The sequence below is a fragment of the Acidovorax sp. 99 genome, from assembly GCF_003096455.1.
In the GTDB taxonomy this organism is placed as follows: Bacteria; Pseudomonadota; Gammaproteobacteria; order Burkholderiales; family Burkholderiaceae_C; genus Acidovorax; species Acidovorax delafieldii.
In genome coordinates, this window is sequence record NZ_QEKU01000002.1 from 1 (window position 1) to 23189 (window position 23189).

At 65.3% G+C, this 23189-nt stretch carries 25 protein-coding genes and 2 pseudogenes; 6 read left to right on the forward strand and 21 right to left on the reverse strand.

Annotated elements, in window-relative coordinates:
- Nucleotides 1-173: 173 nt before the first annotated feature.
- The 5 genes and pseudogenes from C8C95_RS22795 to C8C95_RS22815 all read left to right on the forward strand — a co-directional run bounded on the left by C8C95_RS22795 (nucleotide 174) and on the right by C8C95_RS22815 (nucleotide 2474).
- A complete protein-coding gene (locus C8C95_RS22795; protein WP_133246254.1) occupies nucleotides 174-401 on the forward strand; it encodes a hypothetical protein in 228 nt (75 codons plus the stop codon).
- Nucleotides 385-1095, forward strand: coding sequence for a hypothetical protein (locus C8C95_RS22800; protein ID WP_133246255.1), 711 nt, complete (start codon nucleotides 385-387; stop codon nucleotides 1093-1095). Before C8C95_RS22795 ends, C8C95_RS22800 begins: the two co-directional genes overlap by 17 nt.
- Nucleotides 1096-1139: 44 nt before the next feature.
- Entirely contained in the window at nucleotides 1140-1436 is a 297-nt protein-coding gene (locus tag C8C95_RS22805; protein WP_133246256.1) for an H-NS family nucleoid-associated regulatory protein, read from the forward strand.
- 64 nt (nucleotides 1437-1500) lie between these two features.
- Nucleotides 1501-2271 (forward strand): annotated as a pseudogene (locus tag C8C95_RS22810) (IS3 family transposase); the annotation flags it as partial.
- 53 nt (nucleotides 2272-2324) lie between these two features.
- Nucleotides 2325-2474 carry a hypothetical protein gene (locus C8C95_RS22815; RefSeq protein WP_243415799.1) on the forward strand — a complete coding sequence of 50 codons (150 nt, stop codon included), beginning with the start codon at nucleotides 2325-2327 and terminating at the stop codon, nucleotides 2472-2474.
- Nucleotides 2475-2636: 162 nt separating this feature from the next.
- Here C8C95_RS22815 and C8C95_RS22820 read toward each other — a convergent pair whose 3' ends face one another.
- The 19 genes from C8C95_RS22820 to C8C95_RS22905 all read right to left on the reverse strand — a co-directional run bounded on the left by C8C95_RS22820 (nucleotide 2637) and on the right by C8C95_RS22905 (nucleotide 20982).
- Nucleotides 2637-3899: an MgtC/SapB family protein gene (locus C8C95_RS22820; RefSeq protein WP_116750426.1), complete on the reverse strand. Its 1263-nt coding sequence runs from the start codon at nucleotides 3897-3899 to the stop codon at nucleotides 2637-2639.
- Entirely contained in the window at nucleotides 3896-4951 is a 1056-nt protein-coding gene (locus C8C95_RS22825; RefSeq protein WP_116750427.1) for a type II glyceraldehyde-3-phosphate dehydrogenase, read from the reverse strand. The genes C8C95_RS22820 and C8C95_RS22825 overlap by 4 nt, the downstream gene beginning before the upstream one ends.
- Nucleotides 4952-4978: 27 nt before the next feature.
- Complete coding sequence (locus C8C95_RS22830; protein WP_207780667.1) at nucleotides 4979-6511, reverse strand: AarF/UbiB family protein; 1533 nt, start codon at nucleotides 6509-6511, stop codon at nucleotides 4979-4981.
- Between the two features lie 86 nt (nucleotides 6512-6597).
- Nucleotides 6598-7617, reverse strand: coding sequence for a hydroxyacid dehydrogenase (locus C8C95_RS22835; protein WP_116750429.1), 1020 nt, complete (start codon nucleotides 7615-7617; stop codon nucleotides 6598-6600).
- Nucleotides 7614-8276 carry a class I SAM-dependent methyltransferase gene (locus C8C95_RS22840; RefSeq protein ID WP_116750430.1) on the reverse strand — a complete coding sequence of 221 codons (663 nt, stop codon included), beginning with the start codon at nucleotides 8274-8276 and terminating at the stop codon, nucleotides 7614-7616. Before C8C95_RS22840 ends, C8C95_RS22835 begins: the two co-directional genes overlap by 4 nt.
- On the reverse strand, nucleotides 8273-8917 hold the full coding sequence (locus C8C95_RS22845; RefSeq protein ID WP_116750431.1) for a DUF6629 family protein: 645 nt from the start codon (nucleotides 8915-8917) through the stop codon (nucleotides 8273-8275). The genes C8C95_RS22840 and C8C95_RS22845 overlap by 4 nt, the downstream gene beginning before the upstream one ends.
- A gap of 53 nt (nucleotides 8918-8970) precedes the next feature.
- Entirely contained in the window at nucleotides 8971-9870 is a 900-nt protein-coding gene (locus C8C95_RS22850) for a ribose-phosphate pyrophosphokinase (RefSeq protein ID WP_023093280.1), read from the reverse strand.
- Nucleotides 9867-11414, reverse strand: coding sequence for a thymidine phosphorylase family protein (locus C8C95_RS22855; protein WP_116750432.1), 1548 nt, complete (start codon nucleotides 11412-11414; stop codon nucleotides 9867-9869). The genes C8C95_RS22850 and C8C95_RS22855 overlap by 4 nt, the downstream gene beginning before the upstream one ends.
- Nucleotides 11411-12772: an MBL fold metallo-hydrolase gene (locus tag C8C95_RS22860; RefSeq protein ID WP_116750433.1), complete on the reverse strand. Its 1362-nt coding sequence runs from the start codon at nucleotides 12770-12772 to the stop codon at nucleotides 11411-11413. Before C8C95_RS22860 ends, C8C95_RS22855 begins: the two co-directional genes overlap by 4 nt.
- A gap of 25 nt (nucleotides 12773-12797) precedes the next feature.
- A complete protein-coding gene (locus C8C95_RS22865) occupies nucleotides 12798-13295 on the reverse strand; it encodes a TPM domain-containing protein (protein WP_003121538.1) in 498 nt (165 codons plus the stop codon).
- A 1-nt stretch (nucleotide 13296) separates the two neighbouring features.
- Nucleotides 13297-14202 carry a TPM domain-containing protein gene (locus C8C95_RS22870; protein ID WP_116750434.1) on the reverse strand — a complete coding sequence of 302 codons (906 nt, stop codon included), beginning with the start codon at nucleotides 14200-14202 and terminating at the stop codon, nucleotides 13297-13299.
- 1 nt (nucleotide 14203) lies between these two features.
- Nucleotides 14204-14815 (reverse strand): LemA family protein, encoded by a 612-nt coding sequence (locus tag C8C95_RS22875; RefSeq protein WP_009516025.1) that lies wholly within the window; start codon nucleotides 14813-14815, stop codon nucleotides 14204-14206.
- Nucleotides 14812-16119 carry an MFS transporter gene (locus C8C95_RS22880; RefSeq protein WP_116750494.1) on the reverse strand — a complete coding sequence of 436 codons (1308 nt, stop codon included), beginning with the start codon at nucleotides 16117-16119 and terminating at the stop codon, nucleotides 14812-14814. The genes C8C95_RS22875 and C8C95_RS22880 overlap by 4 nt, the downstream gene beginning before the upstream one ends.
- A gap of 31 nt (nucleotides 16120-16150) precedes the next feature.
- Entirely contained in the window at nucleotides 16151-18616 is a 2466-nt protein-coding gene (locus tag C8C95_RS22885) for a heavy metal translocating P-type ATPase (RefSeq protein WP_116750435.1), read from the reverse strand.
- 32 nt (nucleotides 18617-18648) lie between these two features.
- Nucleotides 18649-19512, reverse strand: coding sequence for a polyphosphate kinase 2 (gene ppk2 / locus C8C95_RS22890; protein WP_023087280.1), 864 nt, complete (start codon nucleotides 19510-19512; stop codon nucleotides 18649-18651).
- A 10-nt stretch (nucleotides 19513-19522) separates the two neighbouring features.
- On the reverse strand, nucleotides 19523-19681 hold the full coding sequence (locus tag C8C95_RS23745) for a hypothetical protein (RefSeq protein WP_165836608.1): 159 nt from the start codon (nucleotides 19679-19681) through the stop codon (nucleotides 19523-19525).
- A 1-nt stretch (nucleotide 19682) separates the two neighbouring features.
- Complete coding sequence (locus tag C8C95_RS22895; RefSeq protein WP_116750436.1) at nucleotides 19683-20333, reverse strand: isoprenylcysteine carboxylmethyltransferase family protein; 651 nt, start codon at nucleotides 20331-20333, stop codon at nucleotides 19683-19685.
- Nucleotides 20330-20569 carry a DUF2933 domain-containing protein gene (locus tag C8C95_RS22900; RefSeq protein ID WP_003090237.1) on the reverse strand — a complete coding sequence of 80 codons (240 nt, stop codon included), beginning with the start codon at nucleotides 20567-20569 and terminating at the stop codon, nucleotides 20330-20332. The genes C8C95_RS22895 and C8C95_RS22900 overlap by 4 nt, the downstream gene beginning before the upstream one ends.
- An 11-nt stretch (nucleotides 20570-20580) precedes the next feature.
- Complete coding sequence (locus C8C95_RS22905; RefSeq protein ID WP_116750437.1) at nucleotides 20581-20982, reverse strand: hypothetical protein; 402 nt, start codon at nucleotides 20980-20982, stop codon at nucleotides 20581-20583.
- Between the two features lie 403 nt (nucleotides 20983-21385).
- On the opposite strand from C8C95_RS22905, the gene C8C95_RS23940 reads away from it, so the two are divergent.
- Nucleotides 21386-22138 carry a MerR family DNA-binding protein gene (locus C8C95_RS23940; RefSeq protein ID WP_243415800.1) on the forward strand — a complete coding sequence of 251 codons (753 nt, stop codon included), beginning with the start codon at nucleotides 21386-21388 and terminating at the stop codon, nucleotides 22136-22138.
- Between the two features lie 14 nt (nucleotides 22139-22152).
- Here C8C95_RS23940 and C8C95_RS22920 read toward each other — a convergent pair.
- Both C8C95_RS22920 and C8C95_RS22925 read right to left on the reverse strand, forming a co-directional pair.
- Nucleotides 22153-22296 (reverse strand): annotated as a pseudogene (locus C8C95_RS22920) (DNA-binding domain-containing protein); the annotation flags it as partial.
- A 25-nt stretch (nucleotides 22297-22321) separates the two neighbouring features.
- On the reverse strand, nucleotides 22322-22936 hold the full coding sequence (locus tag C8C95_RS22925) for an alpha/beta hydrolase (RefSeq protein ID WP_207780664.1): 615 nt from the start codon (nucleotides 22934-22936) through the stop codon (nucleotides 22322-22324).
- Nucleotides 22937-23189 lie beyond the last annotated feature (253 nt).

Below are 23189 nucleotides of genomic sequence, written 5' to 3' on the forward strand. Positions count from 1 at the left end.
CCCTGCGCGTAAGTGCCAGCGCCCGATCAGGATTGAGTGGACTTGAGGCCAAGGCCGTGGCTTGGGCAGATCCGTGCAAAGGCGCTCTACGTCGCGGACAATCGCCAGAAGATCAGTGAGCTGGGTTTGTATCGCAGCAACTGAGAGCCTTCAACAGCCGGGAATTGGCATTCATGGATAAAAACACGTTCTCAAAGATGATCCCCTCGAATTCTTTTTCGAACATTCATCAAGAGTATTTGGCAGCGATGAAGTGGATGACCGATCTGGGGATTGACCTGCAGGTTGGACGCACTTCCAACTTTGAAAAGGTCATTGGCTACTGGAAGGATGCGTACCTCACCGCTTCTATCGAGGATAGCGGATCAAGCGTTCCCAGACTTTGTGAGTTCACTGCTTGAAATCGTAGAGTTCACAAGAATCCATCAGGCCTTGCAAGGGGTTGCGCCACTGCAACTGATTTCCGTGACAGAGAAGCTGAAAAAGGCCGTCAATGGCCCGATCAATGCAGCCAATGAAACCCCCAAAACCACCGCCGCACGCAACTACTTGTTCGAAGCCACGGTAGCTGCAATGGCCCATCGGCCGGCTCGCCGCGTGGAGGCGATCTTGAATGCGCGCAGCGACACCGGAATCAAGATTGAGGGACGCAAGATCTGGGTTGAATGTAAGCGCGTGACAACTGAACATGCGCTGGAGCGCAATCTGCGCAAAGCCTGCTCGCAACTTCAGGATACTTTTAATGCAGAGATTGGGTCAGGCCATCGGGGCATCATTGCGATGGACGTGTCAAAGATACTCAATCCCAAGGGAGAGCTTCTCGTTGCGAAAGACGATACCGAGTTAAAAAGGGGGCTGGTGCGCCTGCTGCAGGATTTCAGCGACAAACACTCAAACCTCTGGCAGCGTATTTATGCCGAGAAAAGCCGAAAAATCATTGGGACAGTCTTCCGGCTGTCATGCTTGGCGACATCGGAGGTAAGGAAGATGTCTGTTCAGTGCTCTCAATGGGCGGTAATCCCAAGAGCAGACGCAACAGCAGCAGATGTTCAGCTTCAGGAGCGACTGGTGGAAGCGTTGTCGCAAGATCTGTGAAGCATGTGCTGGCGCGTCACTTCACATAGCAATAGGAGTTTGCATTGCCAAAGACACTTGCTCAGATGAAGAGGCGGCTTGAAGACGCAATGACCGAGGCAAGTGCAGCGGAGGAGATCATCCCGCTGATAAAGCAGGCCATTGCTCGATTTGGATTGGAACCAGAGGATTTGTTCGACGGGGACAACACGGAGACGACCACTGCCTTGTATCGGGACGCAAATGGCAACACGTGGGGCGGGCGCGGGCGACGTCCCACTTGGTTGAGTGAAGCGCTTGCGCTCGGCAAAACGCTTGAAGACTTTCAGGTTGGCGCGGCGTTGGGGAAAACTTCTAAGTAGTTGATTTAGAAATTATTTTGTTCAAAACTTTCTGCTTTTGCCAGAAAACCGAGATCACCCCGATCCGGTGAGTTCTCGTGGCAAGGACGATCAACGCTTGTTGGGCCTGCTCAAGCACGCGTGGCTGGAGAGTGGCGGCGTCTATGGCTATCGCAAGCTCACGATGGACATGCGCGACCTGGCAGAGCGCTGCGGCAAGCACCGCGTGGCCCGATTGCTCAAGCTTGAAGGCCTGCGTTCACAGACTGGCTATCGACGCCGACCTGGCCCGCGTGGCGCCAAGCCAGCGGTGGTGGCACCAAACCATCTGCAGCGCCAGTTCAATGTCAGCGAGCCCAATCAGTCATGGGTGACCGACATCACCTACATCCGCACCCATGAAGGCTGGTTGTACCTGAGCGCCGTCATCGACCTGTTCTCCAGGCAGGTGATCGGCTGGTCCATGGGGCACCGCATCGACACTGAGTTAGTGCTCAACGCGCTGCTGATGGCATTGTGGCGCCGGCAACCCAAAGCCGCTGTCACCGTCCACTCTGATCAGGGCAGTCAGTTCACTGGGCATGCATGGCAAGACTTCCTGCGCGCTCACAACCTGGTTTCCAGCATGAGCCGTCGGGGCAATTGCCATGACAACGCCGTGGCCGAAAGCTTCTTCCAACTTTTGAAACGAGAGCGAATCCGCCGCCAGATCTACCCAACCCGCGATCAAGCCAGAGCCGATGTCTTCAATTACATCGAGATGTTTTACAACCCTAAGCGACGCCACGGCACTGCCGGAGATACTTCACCGGTAGAGTTCGAAAGACGCCATTTCCAACGGCTCAAAAGTGTCTAGGGAATCCGGGGCGATTCAACCAGGCGCGCGGTGGGACGCTCGATGTGGCCGGCATGCTGTTCGCGAACCGTTGCACTTGGGCGCACGTGGCGGCCGAGGCGGCTCAAGGGCTCGGTGTCGATCCGGCGAGCTTGCTGAGCGTCGAGGAGTTGGCGGCCGTGCAGGGGCATGGAGACCCGCGCGTGGTGATGGCCCCGGCTTGACCCCCCTTTCGGTCACATGGCGCGACCGGATTTATCGGCGGTCTGCGGCGACAGACCGCCCTGCCGCTGGTCGCCGTCTTGTGGAATGGGTGTGGTCGGATGTCGCGGCGGCCCATGCTGGATTCGCAAGACCGCCATTGTCCCGTTGCTCCTGGCATTCCGTCAGGTCAGGGCCAAGGCGACTGCAAAGCCAACCGCAGCCATTGCCGCATACGACGGGAACACTCTCCACGCAAGCGCCTTTCCGTCCAACGACGTCAACAGGACAAGTTTGGTGGCTTGATTGACGGACGCCGCGATGAACAACGCCAGGGTGGCCGATGCGGCGGTGACGGCGCCTTCGTCTACCAGACGGCCAATCGAGAGCGTGATCGCATCGACGTCCACAAGACCCGAGGCGGCGGCGGTGAGCATGACTCCGGCATCCCCGAAGCGATCGGCAAGAAAGCGGCCTGCCAGCATCACCGCGGCCAAGAACGCCGCGAAATGTAGCGCGGAGCGCAGTTGCAACGGGTTTCCAAGTTGCAGTTCGGGCAAGTCTTCGGCGGACGACCGCGCCGCCAAGAACGTCCCCACAACGCCGCCAACTGCGGCCATGGCCACAAAGATGACCACCGGGCCCCAGCCGATGCCGGGGGCCGCGATGGCGACGAGGGCCGCCATGCGGGCAAACATGGCTGCGCACGCGAGCGCCGCACCCGCCGCTGCCAGTGGACGCCACCCTGGCGTCTGCCCGGCCCACCGAGCCAACGTGGCCGTGGTGGCGGTGCTCGACACGATCCCCCCGAGCAGCGCTGTGAATACCAGCCCTCGCTTCCTGCCGAGCGAGCGCATCAGGACGAACCCAGTGAACGACAGCACAGCCAGCAGGACAACGGCCCACCAAAGGCGATAGGGATTCAGCGCCTCATAGGGGCCAAAGCCACGGTCAGGGAGCACAGGCAGCACGACCACGCTGATCAACAGCAACTGCGTGCCGCTGCTGATCTCCGCCTCCGACAGCTTGCCGACGCCGGCGTGCAAGAACTGCTTGAAACGCAGCAGTGCCAGCACGACCACGGCCGCGACCGCCGAGACTTGCCAAGCGCCGCTCGTCGCCAGCGCCCCGATGGCGAATGTCGCAAGGGCGGCGACGGATGTGGTCAGTCCCATCACGGCATGCATATGCGCCGTCACCAGGTAGCCGACCGCCAGATACAACCCGACGAGTACCAGCAGCGCGATGAGCATGCCGGCTCCCCAGCGCTGGGCCAGCAGGCCACCAAGGCCGCCGAGCAGGCCGATCAGCGCGAAGGTGCGAACGCCCGCGACCCGATGCCCCTCGGGCCGCTCACGTTGCTGCCAACCCCGTTCCAGGCCGATCAGGAGCCCCGAAGCGAGCGCCAGCCCAAGCCCGACCAGCATGGGATCATTGAGTTCACTCATCGCCGAACCGGGACGCGATCGCGGATGAAATCGCGCCGCAGTCCCAGGGAAGAGTCGGTCCGCGCCATCGACACCAGGGGATCGGCCTCGATGCCGCTCAACGCACGAATCGCATCGATGGTTTCGGGAATCACGATCGCTTGGTTGAAGACCTGGTAGGTGTAGTACACCTGATCGCCATCGACCGAAAGGACGTCCTCCCACAAGGCGACCTCCCACAGGTCGCCGCGCGGGCGGCCAAGATCGGCCATGAGTTCCACCGTGCTGTTGAGGGCGACCAGACCATCGGAGGAACGCACGAACGCGATCCGTGGTGCCGCGCGAAAGGCCGCCAGCACCTCGTCGCGCGTCGCCGGCCTCGTCAGTTCGACCCACCAGGTATGCAGGTGGCTGCTGTTGTGCGGCGCCTTGACCGCGATCGTGACGACGTCCAGGTCCGGGATCACCGTACGCGCGTCCGGTCCCTGATGGCTGGGAATCGTCTTCTCCGGCACGAGCGTGTTGATGATGCCCTCCGCATGCGCCTCCCACGGGTCGGAAGCCCGGCGGATTAGCGTCCCGCGGGCACGCTTGAGCAGGCCCGCTGTCCGAAGCGCCCCCAGGGTGCGCACGATCGACGTCGTGTTGCAGGACACCACCCGGGTGGAGGTGCGGCCGATCGCGGTTGCGTAGTTCTCCTGCGCGACGAACGAATGACCGGTCAACGCATGGGACTCGCCGCCATGGAAGATGGACTTCACGCCGGCAGCGTCGTACACACCCTTGTTGACCGCGGCGACTTTCTTAGGTGTGCAGTCGACCACGACGTCCGCGTGGGCGAGCAGGTCGGCCAGGTCGCCCGCCACAGGAAGTCCAGCAGCACGCATCGATTCTCGTGCTTCAGCGGTCGCCGCGTGTATCGGGAACTCGCGCTGCGCGGCGACCTGCAGGCGATAGTCGTGCACCACGTCCGCGACGCCAGCCAGGGCCATGTCCTCCTGGAGCGCGACCGCATCCGCCACCCTCTTGCCGATCACGCCGTATCCGTTCACCGCCACTCTGACCTTGTTCATGCCTGACTCCTTGCTTGATGAGGCGCCTCAGCCGCGGCTGCGCGCGATGGAAAACGTGAACCGGATCGCCAGCGCATAGCCCAGCAGTGCGAGTACCAGCATGTCGCCCCAGCGCGGGCCCACGCCGTGCTGCATCAGCAAGCTCGAAGCGATGTACAGGCCCAGCGTCACGAGCGCCAGCGCGATGCGCCGGCCGAGGCGGTCGATGCCGCTCAGCATCCTGGCGTCGGGCTTGATCGAGAGTTGCAGCAGCTCGCGCTGCCGCAGGACGCTGTGCAGTCGCCGGGCCAGCAGCGTGGGCAGGGCGTTGGCTGCGTTCCCCAGCTCGTAGGGCAGACGCTGCGATGCCGCAGACTTGCGCTCATCGAAGACGCCCGTGGTCGTGTGGCGCGAGATGGCCTTGATGATGGAAAACTCTGGTGCCAGCAGCCGCACCGTCCCTTCCAGCAACAGCAGGGTACGGGTGAGCACCAGGAGGTCCCTGGGCAGCCGGACCTCCTGGGTCCGGCCGGCTGCCACGAGTTGCGCGAGCGCACCGGAGAGCGACCAGTCCTTCAGCGGCCGCTGCGCGCAGTCCGCGACCAGGGCACGCACCACAGGCACGAACACGGCCCGATCGGTGCCGTCGCCGAGCAGGCCCAGGTCGAGCCAGGCATCGATCACCCATTCGGCATCCTGCTCGACGAAGGCCAGGGCGAACGCCACCAGCGCGCGCCGCATGTTGCCATCGACCCGCCCCACGATGCCGAAGTCGTGCAGGCAGATGCGGCCATCGTCCATCACGAAGACGTTGCCGGGATGGGGGTCGCCGTGGAAGAAGCCATCGCGGAAGATCTGGGCGACGTAGCTGTCCACGAGTTTGCCCGCGGCCGCCACCGCGGTGGGCGAAGGCAGACCGTGCAGGTGGGCACCGTGGCTGAACTGCTGGACCATGACGGTCGGCGTGCACAGGCCGTCCACCACGTCGGGGATCACGATGTCGGCAGAGCCCCGCCACGCGTCGGCAAACCGCCGCACGGAAGCTGCCTCGCGAGACAAATCCATCTCGTAGCGGAAGTTGGCCGCGACCTCGTCCACGATGGCTGCCAGCCCCCAGCGACGCAGCGAGGGAATGAACCACTGCATGGCCAGCACGAGCCGGCGCAGGATGCGCATGTCGGTCTCGGCCTGCTCGGCGGCGCCGGGACGGCGGATCTTCACCACCACTTGCGTCCCGTCGGGCAGGGCTGCACGATGGATCTGGGCGATAGAGGCCGCGGCGAGCGCGTGCATGTCGAAGCGCGCGAAGACTTGCTGCCAGGGGCAGCCGAGCGCCGCCTCGATCTCCTGGACAGCCTGTTCGGGAGGAAACGGCGCCACATGCGCCTGCAGGCTGGCCAGAGCCTCTTGCGCATCGGGCGGAAGAATGTCTGCCCGCAGGCTGAGGTGTTGGCCCAGCTTCACGAAGGTCGTGCCCAATCGCTGCAACACTTCGGCGAAGCGGTCGGCCGCCCGGTGGGTGTCGCAGCGCATCAGTCCCCGGTGCCAGGCCACCCAGAGCAGGAAACCCGTCAGGGCCATCGCGATCTGCGTCGCCCGGCGCAGCGCCGAACGTTGCGGTGTATGGCCCGGAAGGCGTGCGGCGGAAACGGGGCGGTCCGGGCGCGTCATGGCTCATCCACCCTGTTGCGCAGCCGACCCGCATGCCAGGCGGCGATGTTCGAGACGGTCTCGTCAAGGATGCGCGCGATCGCCTCGGATGTGTTGAACCCGACATGCGGTGTCACGAGCACACGCGGATGGATCAGCAGCGGGCTGGATGCCGTCCAGCCGGTATCGCAACCCAGTCCGCCGCAGCCCGTGGGCACTTCGGGAGACAGTGCCCCTTCCTGTTCCAGCACGTCCAGTCCTGCTGCCGCGACGGCACCTTCTTCCAGTGCGTGCAGCAAGGCGGCCTCGTCGATGAGCGCTCCCCGTGCCGTGTTGATCACTACCATGCCCGGCTTCATGCGCGCGAAGGCCTGGCCATCGAGGAGGTGGTGCGTGGCCTGCGTGGCCGGAACATGGAGGCTCAGGACATCGCTGCTTTGCAGGATCTGCTCCCACGTCACCAAACGGATGCCGGCGATAGGCTCTGCCGTGGCGTCGAGGGATGGGTCGTGGGCGAGAACGTCCATGCCGAAGCCCAGGGCGATACGGGCCACGTGGCGCCCGATGCGACCCAGCCCGACGATGCCCAGCGTTTTGCCGTCCAGCTCGAAGCCGGTGAGGCCGCGGTAGGCGAACGAGCCCTGGCGCGCCCGCTCGTGGGCCTGTGTCAGATGGCGGGTCACGCCCAGCAGCAGCGCGAAGGCATGTTCGGCGACACTGGCAGACCCATAATCCGGCACGTGGCACACGGCAATGCCGCGTCGGCGGCAAGCCTGCAGATCGATGTGATCGAAGCCCGCGGAGCGCGTTGCCACGAGCCGCAAGCGCGGCAGCAACCGGAGCACCGATTCGTCCACGCGCGTGCGCACGAAGACGCACAGGACCTCGATTGCTTCATCGCCGGCGTCGGACGCCACGAGGCGTTCGCTTTGGACGAAATGCGCGTGCCAGCGGGGCGGAAGACGCAGCTGCAGCGCGGCCTGGTCCGCTGACGCGATGTCGGAGAACAGAACGGTGAGACGGCTTTGGGCGCTCATGAGGCATCCTTGGTGGCGCGGTACAGGGACAGGATGCCGAAGGCGGTGATGAAGTGCCGTGTCTCGGCGACTTGCGCGAATCCCGCCTGCGCGAGCACCGTCGGCAACCGGCCGGCGACCGCATCGCGCGTGGTCTCGAATCCGTCGAGCAACTGAACCGCGAAAAACGCCGCGCGGCTGACCGGTCCGTGCGCGTGGCCCCAGTCCGCGACGTGCAGTTGGCCGCCTGAGCGCAGCACACGATGCATCTGCCGGGCCGTGGTCCGCTTGTCGGCGGGTCTCAGGTGGTGGAAGAAGAGGCTCGACACGACCCGATCGAAGGCGCCATTGCCGTAGGGAAGCGCCGTTGACAGGCCTTCATCGAACCGGACGCACGCCGACGCGCCCGCGGCCTTCCGGCGGGCTATTGCCAGGATGGCGGGGTCGGCATCGAGCCCAATGACACGGGCCAGTGGGCACGTGGAAGCCGCAAGGAGGGCAAGCGTTCCCGTCCCGCACCCCACATCCAGCACGTCGTGCCCCGGCTGGATCGACGCCTGTGCCACAAGAGCCGGCTTGAACGCGTGCTCCCGCGTGGTCAGCGTGACCACCCGGTCGTACAGGGGGGTGAGCGCGTGGTAAGCGAGTGCGGGCTTGAATCCGGCCGGGCGGTCTGTCATGGCACGGCCAGCCTCGTTCGGGGTACATGGAACTGCCACAGCACGATGATGCTGAGCACGGCGGCGAAGAAGCACCACACCGAGATGAACCAGGTTGCATAGAACAGGTAGGCGGCGACTGCGGAGACAAAGGCGGCCACCCCGAAGGCCGCCACGCGCCGGTGGCTGGAAACCATCAGACTTGCGCAGGTGCCGATCAAGTACAGGGCCATCGTGGTGAGCACGTAGAAGTGCGGCGAGTCGTAGAGGATGTGCTGGCCGACCACGCGGGCCGTGATAGGCAGCTTCACCAGCATCGCCAGCAGGTACAGCCCGACGAGCGCGCCCGCGACTGCAATGGCCACAAGCACCCGGCGGCGCCAACGGACGGTCTCCAGCGCCAGGGCGGCCAGCGGCACGTAGATCGGCCACAGGACATGTGAGAAGAACGAGTAGAGATGCGTCAGTCCCGCGTTCAGCAAGGGCGCGCGGTCGGGGAATGTCAGCCACAGCATGCCTTCGAGCAGTTGCTGGATCCCGAACAGCAGCGGGATGGCGGCATAGGGCAACTCGCGCCGTGAGCGGGCTCGGCGCATGGTGACGGTCCCCAGGCCCAGCAGAACCGCTGCGGCCGTGAAACTGGCGGGTGCAGAAAAGCACATGGGCGGTCATCTCCCCTCGATCGTGAACGTCATGGCGAGCGCGGCGCAGCGGCTCATGGCGCGCCGGCTTCCATCAGTTCCTGCACCGCTGTCGCCAGCGGTGCCACCACGCTGATGCCGTTGGAAACATGCGGCACGGTGTCGCAGGTCACCACCCGCTGGGGCCCTGCCGCAAGAAGTGCGTGGTACGCGTCGGCGGCGAACAGGGCGTGCACCCCGATGCACACCGGTGGCGGCAATCCCACGCTGCGCACACTGGCGATTGCCTGGATCATCGTGCGCGCGCTGGACACGATGTCATCGATGAGCACGGGCTCGCGGTCTGCCAGGGCCGCGGTGTCGGGAAGGCTGACCTCCACGTCCTTGTCGCCCCGGCGGATCTTCTGCAACACCGTGAACGGCGCGCCAGCCAAGCGCGCGACTTCCTGGACCCATTGCTCGCTTTCCGCATCGGGTCCGATCAACACGGGACGGTCCACATGGGCTGCGACCCAGGCCGCGATGGCGGGCGCGGACTGGACCACACGGGTCGGCACCCGGTAGACCTCGCCGAGCGAGCGGTAGCGGTGCAGATGGGGATCGACGGTGACGATACCGTCGAACACCGTCGACACCAGCGCAGCGAACGTGCGGGACGTGATGGCTTCGCCCGTGTTGAAGCGCCGGTCCTGACGCAGGTACGCCAGGTACGGGGCAGCCAGCAATACGCGGGTGGCGCCGAGGTCGCGCGCTGCGTCCGCGGCGAACAACAAGGGCAGCGCCTTGGCGTCCGGCTGTGCCAGGCTGGCCACGATCACGACGGTGCGGCCGGTGACGTCGGCGTCCAGCCGCACCAGCGACTCGCCGTCCGGGAACCGGTGCAGTTGCAGGGCAGCCCGCTGCGCGCCCAACGCCCGGATCAGTCCATCGGCGAAGTCTTCGTCGCCCGGCAGGTGAAAAACGAGAGGTTTCATAGGTTCTCCGAAATCTGGAAGATCGGTGGGCGCGAGCGGACGAACTGCAGCGCATAGGCCAGCTCGCCCGGCGCCTGGGCGTGCAGCGTGAAGAGCGGCTGTCCCGCTTCGACCTGGTCGCCCAGGCGCGCATGCACGTCGATGCCGGCGGCAGCGGCGGTCGGTGCTCCGGCGAGCTTGGCCGCCCGCGCGAGCAGCCGGTTGTCGATTCGGGAGACCCGTCCCGTGGACGGCGATGCGACGGTGTGCCGATGCGTTGCCACCGGGATGCTGCGCAGGCCGCCCTGCTCAGCGCAGATCGCCTGGAACGTGGCCCAGGCGCGGCCGTCGGCCAGCACCAGCGTGGCGAGCGTCAGGCCGCCGCCGGCGGGCGCTGCACCGCCCATTTCGAGGATGTCCGCCGCCAGCCGCAACGCTCGCTCCCGCAGGTCGGCCGGGGCCTCGGGCGTCCCTTGTAGGACGGCCAGCACGTCGCGGGCCTCCAGTGCCGGGCCGATCCCGCGGCCGACCGGCTGCTCACCATCGGTGACGCGCAAGGCCACGTGCAGGCCGATGGCGCTGCCCACCTCCTGCAGGCGCCGACCGAGCGCCGCCGCGGCCTGCGCGCTGCGCACTTTGGCGGTGGCACCCACGGGCAGGTCGATCAGCACATGGGTCGAGCCCGCAGCGGCCTTCTTGGACAGGACCGAGGCGACGAGCTGGCCCTCGCTGTCCAGGTCCAGCGGCCGCTCGACGCGGATGAGGATGTCGTCGGCGGGGCTGAGCCGTACCGAGCCGCCCCAGACGATGCAGCCGCCCGTGCGTTCGACCACGCGCCGCATGCTCCGCACATCCAGGTTCACCGGCGCCAGCACCTCCATTGTGTCGGCCGTCCCGGCCGGCGAGGTGATGGCGCGCGAGGAGGTCTTGGGCATCGTGAGGCCGCAGGCGGCCACGATGGGCACCACGAGCAGGGTCGTGCGGTTGCCGGGCAGGCCGCCGACGCAATGCTTGTCCACCACCAGCGGGCGCCCCCAATCGATGCGGTCACCGACGCCAATCATGGCTTTCGTGAGCGAGACGGTCTCCGCGAGGTCCAGGCGATCGCCGGCGCAGGCGGTGATGAAGGTGGCCAGATGCAGGTCAGAGTAATGGCCCGCCGCGACGTCGGAGATGATGGCGCTGAACTCGGCATCGCCCAGGGCATTGCCGTAGACCTTGGCCCGGACATGGCTGAGCGAATCCAGCGGCGGTGCATGGGTCACCGTGACCAGCTGGCCCGGCTGCGCCCCCAGCGACGCCCATGCCGATTCGGACAGGCCAGCGACGTTCTCGGCCAGCCAATCCCCATCGACGACGCTGAGCGTCGCCACGATGCTGCGGCGGCCGGCCGTCAGCTGCACGCGCGCCTGGGTCGTGAAACCCTCCGACCGGCAGACAGGGCAGTCGCGCCGCATGTAGACCACCGGCTCCTGATGGGTGTCGATGCCGGTGCGCCACGCCTGCAGCGTGTTCACGCCATCCTCTCCGGTGCCGGTCCCGGTCTCGTGCAGGTGCGCCGTCATACCAGATCCACCGTCTGCAGGTACTCGGGCACGGCAACCGACCAGCCCAGTTCATGGTCGATCCGCGCGCGCAGCGCATCGGCCGCCTCCGGCTCGCCGTGGGTCACGAAGGTTCGGCGCGGTGTTTGCGTGAAGCCGCGCATCCACGCGAGGATCTCGTCGGCATCGGCGTGGGCGGAAAGGTTGTCGAGCGAGGCCACCTCGGCGCGGATCGGCACGTCCTGGCCATGGATGCGGACGGTGGACGCGCCGTGCACGATCGCGGCGCCACGGGTGCCGCCCGCCTGGTAGCCGGCGAACAGGATGGTGTTGCGATGGTCGGGCGCGAATGACTTGAGGTGGTGCACCACGCGTCCTCCCGTGGCCATGCCACTGGCGGAGATGATGACCATCGGTCCACGACCGGCGCTGAGCGCCTTGGACTCCTCGACCTTGTTGACGATCTTCGCGGCATGGCACATGCCCTCGCATTCCTCGGGCGAGAGCCGGTGCTCGTCGCGATGGGCGTGGTACAGCCGTGTGGCATCGATGGCCATCGGGCTGTCCAGGTACACGGGCAGGTGCTGGTGGATGCGCCCTTGCTTCTTGAGCTGGTAGATGCCGTACATCAGGCTCTGCGCTCGGCCGACAGCGAACGCTGGGATGACCACGACCCCTCCACGGGCGGCCGTCTTGTTGATGACAGTCTCCAGCTGCGCCAGTGCGTCGGACGCTTCATGCTTGCGGTTGCCGTAGGTGGATTCCACCAGCAGGTAGTCGGCGCCGGGGACCTGCACCGGCGGGCGCAGCACCGGGTCGTTGGGCCGGCCGATGTCGCCGGAGAAGAGCACGGATCGCCGGCCGTCGTTGAGGTGCACGAAGGCCGAGCCGAGCATGTGCCCGGAAGGCGTCAACCGCGCGGTGAGTCCGGGCAGCGCCTCGAAGTCCTGAGAGAACGGACGTGGCGCGAACAGCTTCAGGCAGCGCTCGGCGTCCTCACGGGTGTACAGCGGCAGCGCGGGCTGGTGTTTGGAGAAACCGTGCCGGTTGGCGAACTTCGCCTCTTCCTCCTGCAGATGGCCGCTGTCGGTGAGCAGGATCTTGCACAGCTCGTGCGTCGCGGACGTGCAGTAAACCCGGCCGCGAAAGCCTTGTCGCGCCAGCAGTGGCAGGTAGCCGCTGTGGTCGATGTGGGCGTGGGTGAGCACGACCGCGTCGACAATCTTGGGCGCGACCGGCAGCGGCTCCCAGTTGCGCAGGCGCAGTTGCTTGAATCCTTGGAACAGGCCGCAGTCCACCAGAATGGTCGCGTCGCCATGGCGCAGCAGGTATTTGGAACCGGTCACGGTGCCGGTGGCACCCAGAAATTGAAGTTGCATGGTAGGTCTCCAAGGATGTTGTCGTTCAAAGAAGGACCGGCCGATCCGGCAACTCGTTGCCGTGGTCCGCGCCCCGCGGAAAGTGCTGCACCAGCAGGTGGCTGACGGCCACGATGCCTTCCAGGGCTCCGGCCTCGAAGCGTCCCTGCGCAAACTGGGCTTCCATGCGCTGGCACACAGCCGACCACCTTTCGGCACCGCAACAGGCATGGATGCCGCGATCGGCCACGATCTCCACGGCCCGGTCGGCCAGCAGCACGTAGATCAGGACGCCGCTGTTGTGCGCCGTATCCCACACACCCAGGCGTGCGAACAGGTCCAGCGCCCGCTCGCCCGGCGATTGGTTGCGCCACAGTGGCGATCCGTCCAGCGCACCCTCGACCACGAAGCGCAGTTGGCCCCCATGCTGGAACTCTCCAGTGCGGATGGCCTGCTCGATCGCATCCAGGGCACGCGGGGGGAAGGCGCGGCGGACTGCGCGATCCGTGGTCGCAAGGTGGCGAAGAAGTCGTTGCATGTTCATCTCACCACCGTCCTGACGCGCCGCCGCCACCGAAGCCGCCGCCGCCGCCGCGGAATCCACCGCCACCACCGCCCAATCCTCCGCCCGGCCAGCCGCCTCCCCGGTGGCGCCCGTGCAGGCCGCCGTGGCCACCCATGCCGATGCCCAGCAGCGTGACGAGGAATCCCGCCAGTCCAGCCACCGCGGCCACCGCGAAGGTGCCCACCAACAGCCACGCAGCGGCACCCAGCACGCCAGCCGTGACCAGGGAGCCTGGAAGGCGGCCGAGGGCGTTGCGCAGCACTCCGCCCAGCATCAGGGCCGCGACGAACAGGAAGGGCCAGGCCTGCCCGATGTCGTTGGTCTGCCCCTGCCGCCGTGGGTCCGCCGCAGGCAGGGCCTCGCCATCGATCACCCGCATGATCTGTTCGGCGCCTGCGGCGATGCCGCCGTCGAAATCGCCCTGGCGCAGGCGCGGCGTGATCACCTCGTCGATGATGCGCCGCGATACCACGTCGCTCAGCGCACCCTCGATGCCGTATCCGACTTCGATGCGCACGGTGCGGTCGTCCTTGGCCACCAGGAGCAACGCGCCGTCGTCCACCTTGCGACGGCCGAGCTTCCATTGCTCTACCACCCGCAGGGCGTACTGCTCGACGGGTTCGGGCCGCGTCGAGCGGACCATCAGCACGGCGATCTGCACGCCCTTGCGTTGCTCGAAGGCCCGAAGCTGCGCATCCAGCGCGGCGACACGATCGGCGGCGAGCGTTCCCGTGAGATCGGTGACGCGCGCCTGCAGCGGGGGAACGGCGACCAACTCCTGCGCGGACGCGACCGAAAGGAACAGGCTCAGCAGCAGCCAGGCCAGAGCGTGGGCCAGCCGAAGAGGGGCCGCCGGAGAGAGCACCGCTGTTCTGGGCGTTCTCATGTCAGGGGCGCGCCGCCGGCGCCGAGGCGCCGAAATCGACCTGTGGCGGCGCCGCCATGGCCTTCTCGTCGGCGACCGAGAAATTGGGCTTGACGACGTAGCTGAACAGCTTGGCCGTGATGTTGGTCGGGAAGCTGCGCGTGAGCACGTTGTAATCCTGCACCGCCTTCACGTAGCGCCCACGCGCCACGGTGATGCGGTTCTCCGTGCCCTCAAGTTGGGCACGCAGGTCTTGAAAAGCCTGGTTCGCCTTGAGTTGCGGGTAGTTCTCGCTCACCACCAGCAGCCGGCTCAGCGCGCCGGACAGTTCGCCCTGTGCCGCCTGGAACTTCTGGAACGCCTCGGGGTTGTTGACGAGTTCCGGCGTGGCCTGGATCGAGGTCGCCTTCGCGCGGGCCTCGACCACCCGGGTCAGCGTCTCCTGCTCGAAGTTGGTCTCGCCCTTGACGGTCGCGACGATGTTGGGGATCAGGTCGGCGCGCCGCTGGTACTGGTTCAGCACCTCGGACCAGGCGGACTTGGTCTGCTCGTCCAGCCGCTGGAAGTCGTTGTAGCCGCATCCGCTCAGCGACAGGGCAAGCGCTGCGAGCAGGGACATCAGGATCAGTCTCATGGTTCGGTTTCCGTGGAAGTGAGAAAAGTGCGGGACGGTGAAGCGCTCACCAGGACGGGGTTGGCTGGCCACCAATGCCGCGGAATGAGCAGCAGCGCGAGGGTGGCGGCCAGTGGAATCGACAGCCACACAAAGGTGCTCTGCATCACAGCGCCGAATAGCCATCCGGTGGCGGCCGATCCCAGTGTTTGTCCGAGGCCGGCTGCCGCGGCGAGCCCTCCCATCGCGATACCGAGCCGCCGCGCCGAGGTGCCGGCAGCGAGGTAGGCCAGGGTGGGGAGCACGAGACCCGTGCCCGCAGCCGTGAAACTCACGCCGACGTACAGCCACATCTCGCTGCCATGGCGGGCCAGCATCAGGAGCCCGGCGATGCCCAGGACCATGCCGCAGGCCAGTACGCGGCGTGGGTCGGCGCGCTCCAGCAGGCCGGTGAAGAACAGCACCGCGTTGACGCCCAGCATCACCAGACTGCACTCGGCGAACATCAACGACACCTCTCGGGAGGAGAGATCGGGGTGGCGCTGGCCCTGCAGCACGATGCCGAGTTCAAAGCCGGCAAGCACGAACATGACCACACCGTTGAGAATCCAGAGCGCCAGGGAGCGGCTCCGGGGTGCTCCGTCGTGATCGGCTGCGTCCGCCTCTCCACGGGAGGAAGGTGCGGGAAGCGTTGCGGCCAGGCCCAGCATCATCAGCGCGCCGAGCGCGGCCGAGAGTGCGATCACGAGCGTGGTCGATGAGCCCTGTACCAGCACGCTCAAGAAGCCCAGGCCGACAAGCCGTTCTGCAGCGGCGTTCAGGCCGGGGCCGAACAGGAACCCGAGCAGCGACATCGCACCCAGCCATGCAAAGCGCCTGGCGCGAATCGATTCTGGGGTGTACTGCGCGACGAGCGCCGGCACCACCGGCACGACCGCGGCCACAAAAAAGCCCGTCGCGCCGCGCAGCGCATAGATGCCGACCACGCCCAGGGCCTCGGGGCGCAGCAGCGGGAGCAGGCTGGCCACGTAGCCGATCAGGCCCACCAGCAACACGCGGGCACGCCCCAGCCTGTCCGCCAGCATGCCCCACAGGGGCGCACCCAGCAGGATGCCCGCCGTGTAGATGCCGCTGAGGTAGCCGACATGGCGCGCAAGCGTCGCAGGATCCGCGTCGCCCATCAAGGGCCGCAGCCAGTCGGGGATCAAGGGCATCAGTGCCCCATATCCGGCCGAGACGACGAATACGGCCGCAGCGAGCCAACCCAGCTGCGCGACGCCGAGGTCTTGCTGGCGGGTGGGCTCGGATTCGCGCGGTGATCGCATGGCGCGGCTCTCTACCATGGTGGCCCGCCGCTCAGGCTGACGCGGCCGCTGGGACCCTGGCACGCGACGTCACGCGCTTGATCCCCGGCAGGCGCGTGCGCTTGAGCATCAGCGCATTGATCGCGACGATCGCGGAACTGCCCGACATGGACAATGCAGCGACCTCGGGCGACAAGGTGAACGGATACAGCACCCCGGCGGCCAGCGGGAAGGCGATCACGTTGTAGGCCACGGCCCACCAGAGGTTCTGGTGCATCTTGCGCAGCGTCGCCCGGGACAGTTCGATGGCCCCGACCACATCGTAGGGGTCACTCTTCATCAACACCACCTGGGCGCTTTCCATCGCCACGTCCGTCCCCGCGCCAATCGCAAAGCCCACGTCGGCCTGCGTCAGCGCCGGAGCGTCGTTGATGCCGTCGCCGACCATGCCGACCTTGTGACCCTGCTGCTGCAGTTCCTTGATCTTGGAGGCCTTCTGCCCGGGCAACACATCCGCAAGCACGATGTCGATACCCAGTTCCTTGCCGATGCGCTCGGCGGTCGCCTGGTTGTCCCCGGTCAGCATCGCGACCTTCACGCCGCGTGCCTGCAGCTTGGCGATCGTCTCGCGCGAGGTCGGCCGCACGGCATCGGCGATCGCGATGAGGCCGATCAGCCGGCCACCGCGCGCGACGTGGACCACAGTGCGCCCCCCGCCTTGCAGCCGCGCCGCCTCGCTGGCAAGGGGGGCCAGATCCACCTGTTCCGACTGCATCAGCAGCCGGTTGCCCAGGAGCACCGTCTCGCCCCCGATAGTGGCCCGTGCGCCTTGCCCATCGATGTTGGTGAAGTTCTCGGTGACCTCCGTCGGCATGTCTCCCGCACGCTTGAGCACTGCGAGCGCGAGGGGGTGCTCGGAGAACTTCTCCACCGCGGCGGCCGTCGCCAGAAGCCGCGTCTCCTCGACACCGGGCGCGGCCACCATCTCGACGACATCGGGCTGCCCCAGTGTCAAGGTGCCGGTCTTGTCGAACACCACGACCGTCAACTTGGTGGCGTTCTCCAATGCGGCCGCATTCTTGAAGAGAATGCCGTTCATTGCGCCCAACCCGGTCCCGACCATGATGGCCATCGGGGTGGCCAGCCCCAGCGCATCAGGGCATGCGATCACGAACACGGTGATGGTCAAGGTGAGTGCGAACAGCAATGTCTGTCCCATCACCCAGTACCAGACGCTGAAGGTCAGCAGGCCAATCACGATCGCCGCCAGCACCAGCCACTGGGATGCGTGGTCGGCCAGCAGCTGGCCGGGGGCCTTCGAGTTCTGGGCCTCCTGGACCAGCTTGACAATCTGCGCCAAGGCCGTGTCCGCGCCGACCTTCGTGGCCTTGTAGCGAAAGCTCCCGCTCTTGTTGATGCTGGCGCCTACGACGGTGCTGCCCACGCCCTTCTTGACCGGCATGGACTCGCCCGTCAGCATCGACTCGTCCACTTGCGACGCGCCCTCGACGATCTCGCCATCCACCGGGATCTTGTCGCCGGGCTTGATCACGACCAGTTCCCCGGCTGCAACCTCGGCGGTCGGTACCTTGGTCTCCACCCCGTTGCGCACGACCGTGGCCATGGGCGGGGCGAGATCCATCAACGCGCGAATCGCGTCGGATGCGCCCGCGCGGGCGCGCATCTCCAGCCAGTGCCCCAGCAGGATGAAGACCAGCAGCACCGATGCCGCTTCATAGAACACCTCACCCTCGTAGAAGAAGGTCGCGCCGATGCTGAACAGGTAGCCGGTGCCCACCGACAGCACGACCAACGTGGCCATGTTGGCGACGCCGTTGCGCAGCGCGCGCCACGCCGCCACGTAGAAAGGCCAACCTGGATAGATGATCGCGGCACTCGCGAGGAAGAAAAGAAAGAGCTTGTCGTCCAGCCCGAACGGCGTCTGGAAGTCGCCGAACATCTTCCCCATCGGGGAATAGAAGAACACGGGAATGGCGAAGACCAGGGCCACGAAGAAGCGATTGCGCATGTCCCGGGCCATGTCCTGCATCGAGCCCGACCCGTGGCCCATGTCGTGCATCATGTCTGCCATCGCAGGGTCGCCTGCGTGGGCCTGGTGCGCAGCATGGGCGGCGGGCGTGGTGGCCGCAGCCTTCGCGCGTGCGGCCGTGGCGGGGGCATGCGCGTGGTGCCCCTCATGCCCCATCTCTTGCGCCTGACGTGCGGGTGCGCCGTGATGGCCGTGCACCGCATGGCTGGGGTCGGCAGAGACGCCAGCGGCGGGCGCGCACACGTGCTTGGGCGTCTGCTCGCCACGGCAGTGATAGCCGCATTCGGCGATGCGCTGGCGCAGATCCTCGACACTGAGTTGTCCCTCATCGAGATGGACCGTTGCGCTTCCCGCAACATAGTTGACATCTGCATGATGGACGCCGGGAAGCTGCAGCAGCTTGCGGCGTACTCCCTCCGCGCTCAGGCTCGATACGAGCCCTCCGACTTCAACGTTGATCGACTTCATGGATGTTCTTCCTGTTCGCTGTGTACGTGGTCTCAACGAGCGAGTCGGCCCGAGTCCAGGCAGTCCTGCGAGAACTCGAAGACGATCTCCCGGTCGGGAGCGATGACCTTGTGCTTCTTGCCGGCGTAGTGCAGCCGGGAGAGGATGTCTCTGATCAGGTTGAGCCTCGCCAACCGTTTGTTGTCGCCGTGCACGACAGACCAGGGCGCTGCGGCCGTATGGGTGCGCATGAACATCTCGTCGCGCGCCCGTGTATAGCCGTCCCAGTGCTTCAGCGCGACGGCATCCACCGGGCTCGACTTCCACTGTTTGAGGGGATCACGGCGGCGTTCCCCGAGCCGGCGGCTCTGCTCCTTCTTGCCGATGTCGAGGTAATACTTCAGCAGCTTGATGCCGGAGTTGACCAGCATCTCCTCGAACTTGGGCACTGAGTTCATGAATTCCTCGTGCTCCTCGGCGGTACAGAAGCCCATCACCGGTTCCACGCCCGCACGGTTGTACCAACTGCGGTTGAACACCACGAGCTCTTCGCCAACCGGCAGGTGCGGGACGTAGCGCTGGAAGTACCAGCCCGTGCGATCCCGGTCGGAGGGCTTTCCTAGCGCGACGACCCGTGTTTCCCGAGGACTCAGGTGTTCGACCAGCCGCTTGATGCTGCCGTCCTTGCCTGCGCCGTCCCTTCCCTCCAAGAGGATCAGGATACGGTCGTTGCATTTGATGAAATGCCGCTGCAGTTTCACCAGTTCGATCTGCAGCATGTGCAACTGTGCTTCGTAGTCCTCGCGGCCGATCGAGCGTGTCGCTGTCTCGTCGCGCGCTGAGCCGTGGGCAGTGCCGGTACCGTCCACATCGGCCTTGTGCTTGGCGCCTTTGGCACCCTTCTTGTTCTTTGCCATGGGTTCTCCGTTAGGTCTGGTCGCAGGCGATCAGCATTGCGTGTGTCGACGCCCGGCGGGGCGCGGCGCTCATGTCCGCATCCGAGCGGGAGCCGCAGCCATCGCCTTGTCCGTAGGCTGCAGCCAGGTACGGTCGATTGATGAGCTGACGCCAGCGGGTCTTCTTCATGTCAGCCTCGCTGGCGCGTGTCCGAGAGGGAGGGAACGAAGCGCGGCGTGCGCGCGGCATAGGCGTCGAACTCGGCGCCGAACTGCTTGCGCATGTCCTTCTCCTCGTTGACTGCCAGCCTCGAATACATCACGACGAGGAAGGGGAACATCAGCAGCGTCAACAGCGTCGGCCACTGCAGCAGAAAGCCGAAAAGGATCGCCACGAAGGCCACATACTGCGGGTGCCGAATCCTGGCGTATGGGCCGCTCACGGCAAGTTGGGCGTGCCGTTGCGCGTGGTAGAGCACCGTCCAGGCGCTCGACAGAAGCCAGAAGCCGCCCCCGATGAAGATGTAGCTTGCGATATGAAGCGGGCTGAAGTGAGGGTCGCCGCTCTCGCCCAGCAGGGTCGACCATAGATGGCCGCTGTTGTGCGACAGCAAGTCCAGACTGGGATACTTGGTCTGAAGCCAGCCGGACAGCACGTACAGCGTCAGCGGAAAGCCGTACATCTCGACGAACAAGGCAACAATGAACGCTGCGAATGTCCCGAAGGTTCTCCAGTCGCGCGAGGTCTGCGGTTTGAAGAAGCTGAAGGCGAACATGATGAAGACCGCCGAGTTCACGAGGACGAGCAGCCAAAGCCCATAAGCGGGCGCATCGTGGTTCATTTGCGCTCTCCCGGGTACGGTGGATTCGCCTTGCTACCGTCGCCTGGTACGGCATGGCGATGCATCAGCACATGAGCGATGACGCAAGTCGCCAGGAGGACCAGTGGCAGCGCGGCCAGGTAGTGCCCGCGGTGTTCCGTCAGCAGCATGTAGATGCTCACGGCCAGGAAGACCAGAAAGCCCAGGAACCATCGCGAGCGCGAAAACCTTGGACCGGTGCGGTGAGAAGTTGTCATGGTTGTCCTCCTCACATCGCCGGCTCAGGCATCCGGTCCATCATCATCTGCATCATGGATTGGCACATGTCCATGCGCATTTCGAGCATTTGCTGCCGCTCAGCTGTCGGCGCCGACTCGGCTCCATCCTTCATTGCGCCCATCATCGCCATGCCAGCCCGCATGGCCTGCATGTGTTCGGCCATGAGCGCCTTGCGCTGCGCAGGCGTCTTCGCAGCCACCATCCGTTCGTGCATGGCCTGCATCGACTTCAGTTGCGCATCCATGCCCTCGGTGGTCGGCGCCCTTGGCGTCTCGGCCGCAGTCGGACTCGCACCTGCGGGGTGATGGGCCTGATGGTTGTCCTGCGCGAACGCAGACAAGGTGACCAGTGCGGCGCCAACGATGGCCGCGATCGAACGCTTGAATTTCATTTCTCTCTCCTTTAGCCGCGGGTGCCTGCCAGTGGGGCGGACCAGATGTCGCCGCAAGCGGACAAATCCCTATGAAAACTCCGTAGTCGGGTACAGAGTCAAGGCATATGAGGCGCGCGCCGGGTGTGACCGACACGGCAACTCAAAGGAGGCGCTACAGCGCGAGACGCTCAAACAGCAGCCAGGAAGGCTGCTTTGGAGGAGGCCGCTCGTGCCCCCTCGATGGGATGGCTTGAAGAGCCAACGTCGGAGCCAGCAGTTGGTCTGCATAAGAGGGAGGCGCCAAACCGACGAGGTCGAACGCGAAGGCTGGCGCTTTCTGAATGGCGGACTGGTTGACCTCGCCGCACAGCTTCAGGCAAGGAGCCTTAGACGGGTCGTGGGTCCTTTCTTCGTGCTGACCATGGCCGCCCTCATGCTTTCCATGCACGGACGCTGGGGCGTACTCATATCCGGCAGCATGATGGTGTTGCTGCGGCGATTCCAGAAGGCAGGCATTGGCCACCCCGGCCCCGAGAGCGAACAGCCATACCCCCAGCACCATCCACGCGATGGCGCGAATCCTTCGGTGGTTGAGAAGTGTGCGCATGTGCGGCCTATTGACCCATTGACACCGGTCATCCTATGCCCAACTGAGCTGCGGGATATTGATTTGGATCAAATGGACGCAGGGGTCAACTACGCGGTACTGCGTTATTCTGTCTTGGTCATGAATAAGACAGTGGATCCCTCAATGAACGAAGGTCCGGGTGACTGGATGACGGTCGGCAGGCTGGCGAAGGTCGCCGGTGTCGGCGTGGAGACAATCCGCTACTACCAGGGACGTGGGCTCTTGCCGGTCCCGAAGACCGCCGGCAGCTTCCGGCGCTACCCCGCTTCGATGATCCAGCGGATTGGTTTCATCAAGCGCGCTCAGAGCCTTGGGTTCTCGCTGGACGAGGTGAAATCCCTCTTGGACCTGGAGGATGGACGGAATCGCCGAGCCATTCAAACTGTGACGCGGCGGCGCCTTGACCAGATCGACGAGAAGGTCGGCGATCTTGAGCGCATGCGAGGCGCTCTGCGGGACATGCTGGTGAGGTGCGAAGAGACGGGAGAGACGCTGCCTTGTCCCATCATCGCTGCGCTGATGGCGCCTTTGACTCCGTCCGAATGAAGGTATGGCGTGGGAGCCAGCGCGCCGGCCTCCGGGTGTTCCTGCGCATAGCGTTGGAACACGCCCGGGCTGACGAGATAGGCCGTGTCGCTCACCGTATGCACCAGCGCCTTCGCGTCGTTGATGATGAGCCTGCGAGATTTCGAGTGTGCCAAGCCGCGCGAAGCGCGGCTCACGTGCGCCCTAGCCGCGGAGGTGTTGGCGATAGAAGATGGTGAGCTTGTCCACCGCCGGGCCGACATACTTGGGCTTGTCGTACATGTCCACGTGCGAAGCGCCCGGAACGACGAACAGTTCCTTGGGACTCTGCGCCTTGGCCAGCACCTCGTCGCTCAAGAACTTGGTGTCGGCGTTGCCACCCACGATCAGTAGGAGCGGGCGCGGCGAGATCGTCTCGACCTGGGCCATGGGGAAGAACGCCATCTGCTGTGCCAGGCTGGTGAACACGTAGTTGCCCGGCGCGTTGGGGTGCTGGCCGCGCGGGGTGCGGTAGTACTCGTAGCCCTCGCGGTACAGGGGTGGGGTCTTGTCGGTGAAGTCCGCACTAGAGGCAGGCACGGCCAACGCCATTTGCAGGGGCGCCCCTTGCACTTCCTTGCTGCGCTGCTCGGCCACCTCCTTCAAGCGCTGCATGCGCGCCTCGTAGGACAGCGACCCCATCGCGCGGCGCCGTGCATCGCCCAGGTCGAAGAGACTGACTGTCGCAACCGCTTTCACGCGCATCTCGGTGGGCGCGTTGCCCAGCGCGTAACTGCCGCCGGCGCACACACCCAGCGAGCCGATGTTGCCAACATCCACGCCCGGTTGCTGGATCAGATAAAGACACCAAACTGGAATTGTTAGATCTTGCTTGGTACTTCAGCGCATATAGCGTTGACGATGGAATGATTGACGACCTGGAAGCTTTGATGGTGAGGAGCTTCGCCAATAACCTGCTCAACGTGCGTATGGAAACCTTTGCCCATTCAAAAGCATAGGCACTAGAAGGCATCCGAATCAGTATCCACGCCAGTATCCGAAGGTGGGATTTGCTTGCATCCATTGGCATGCA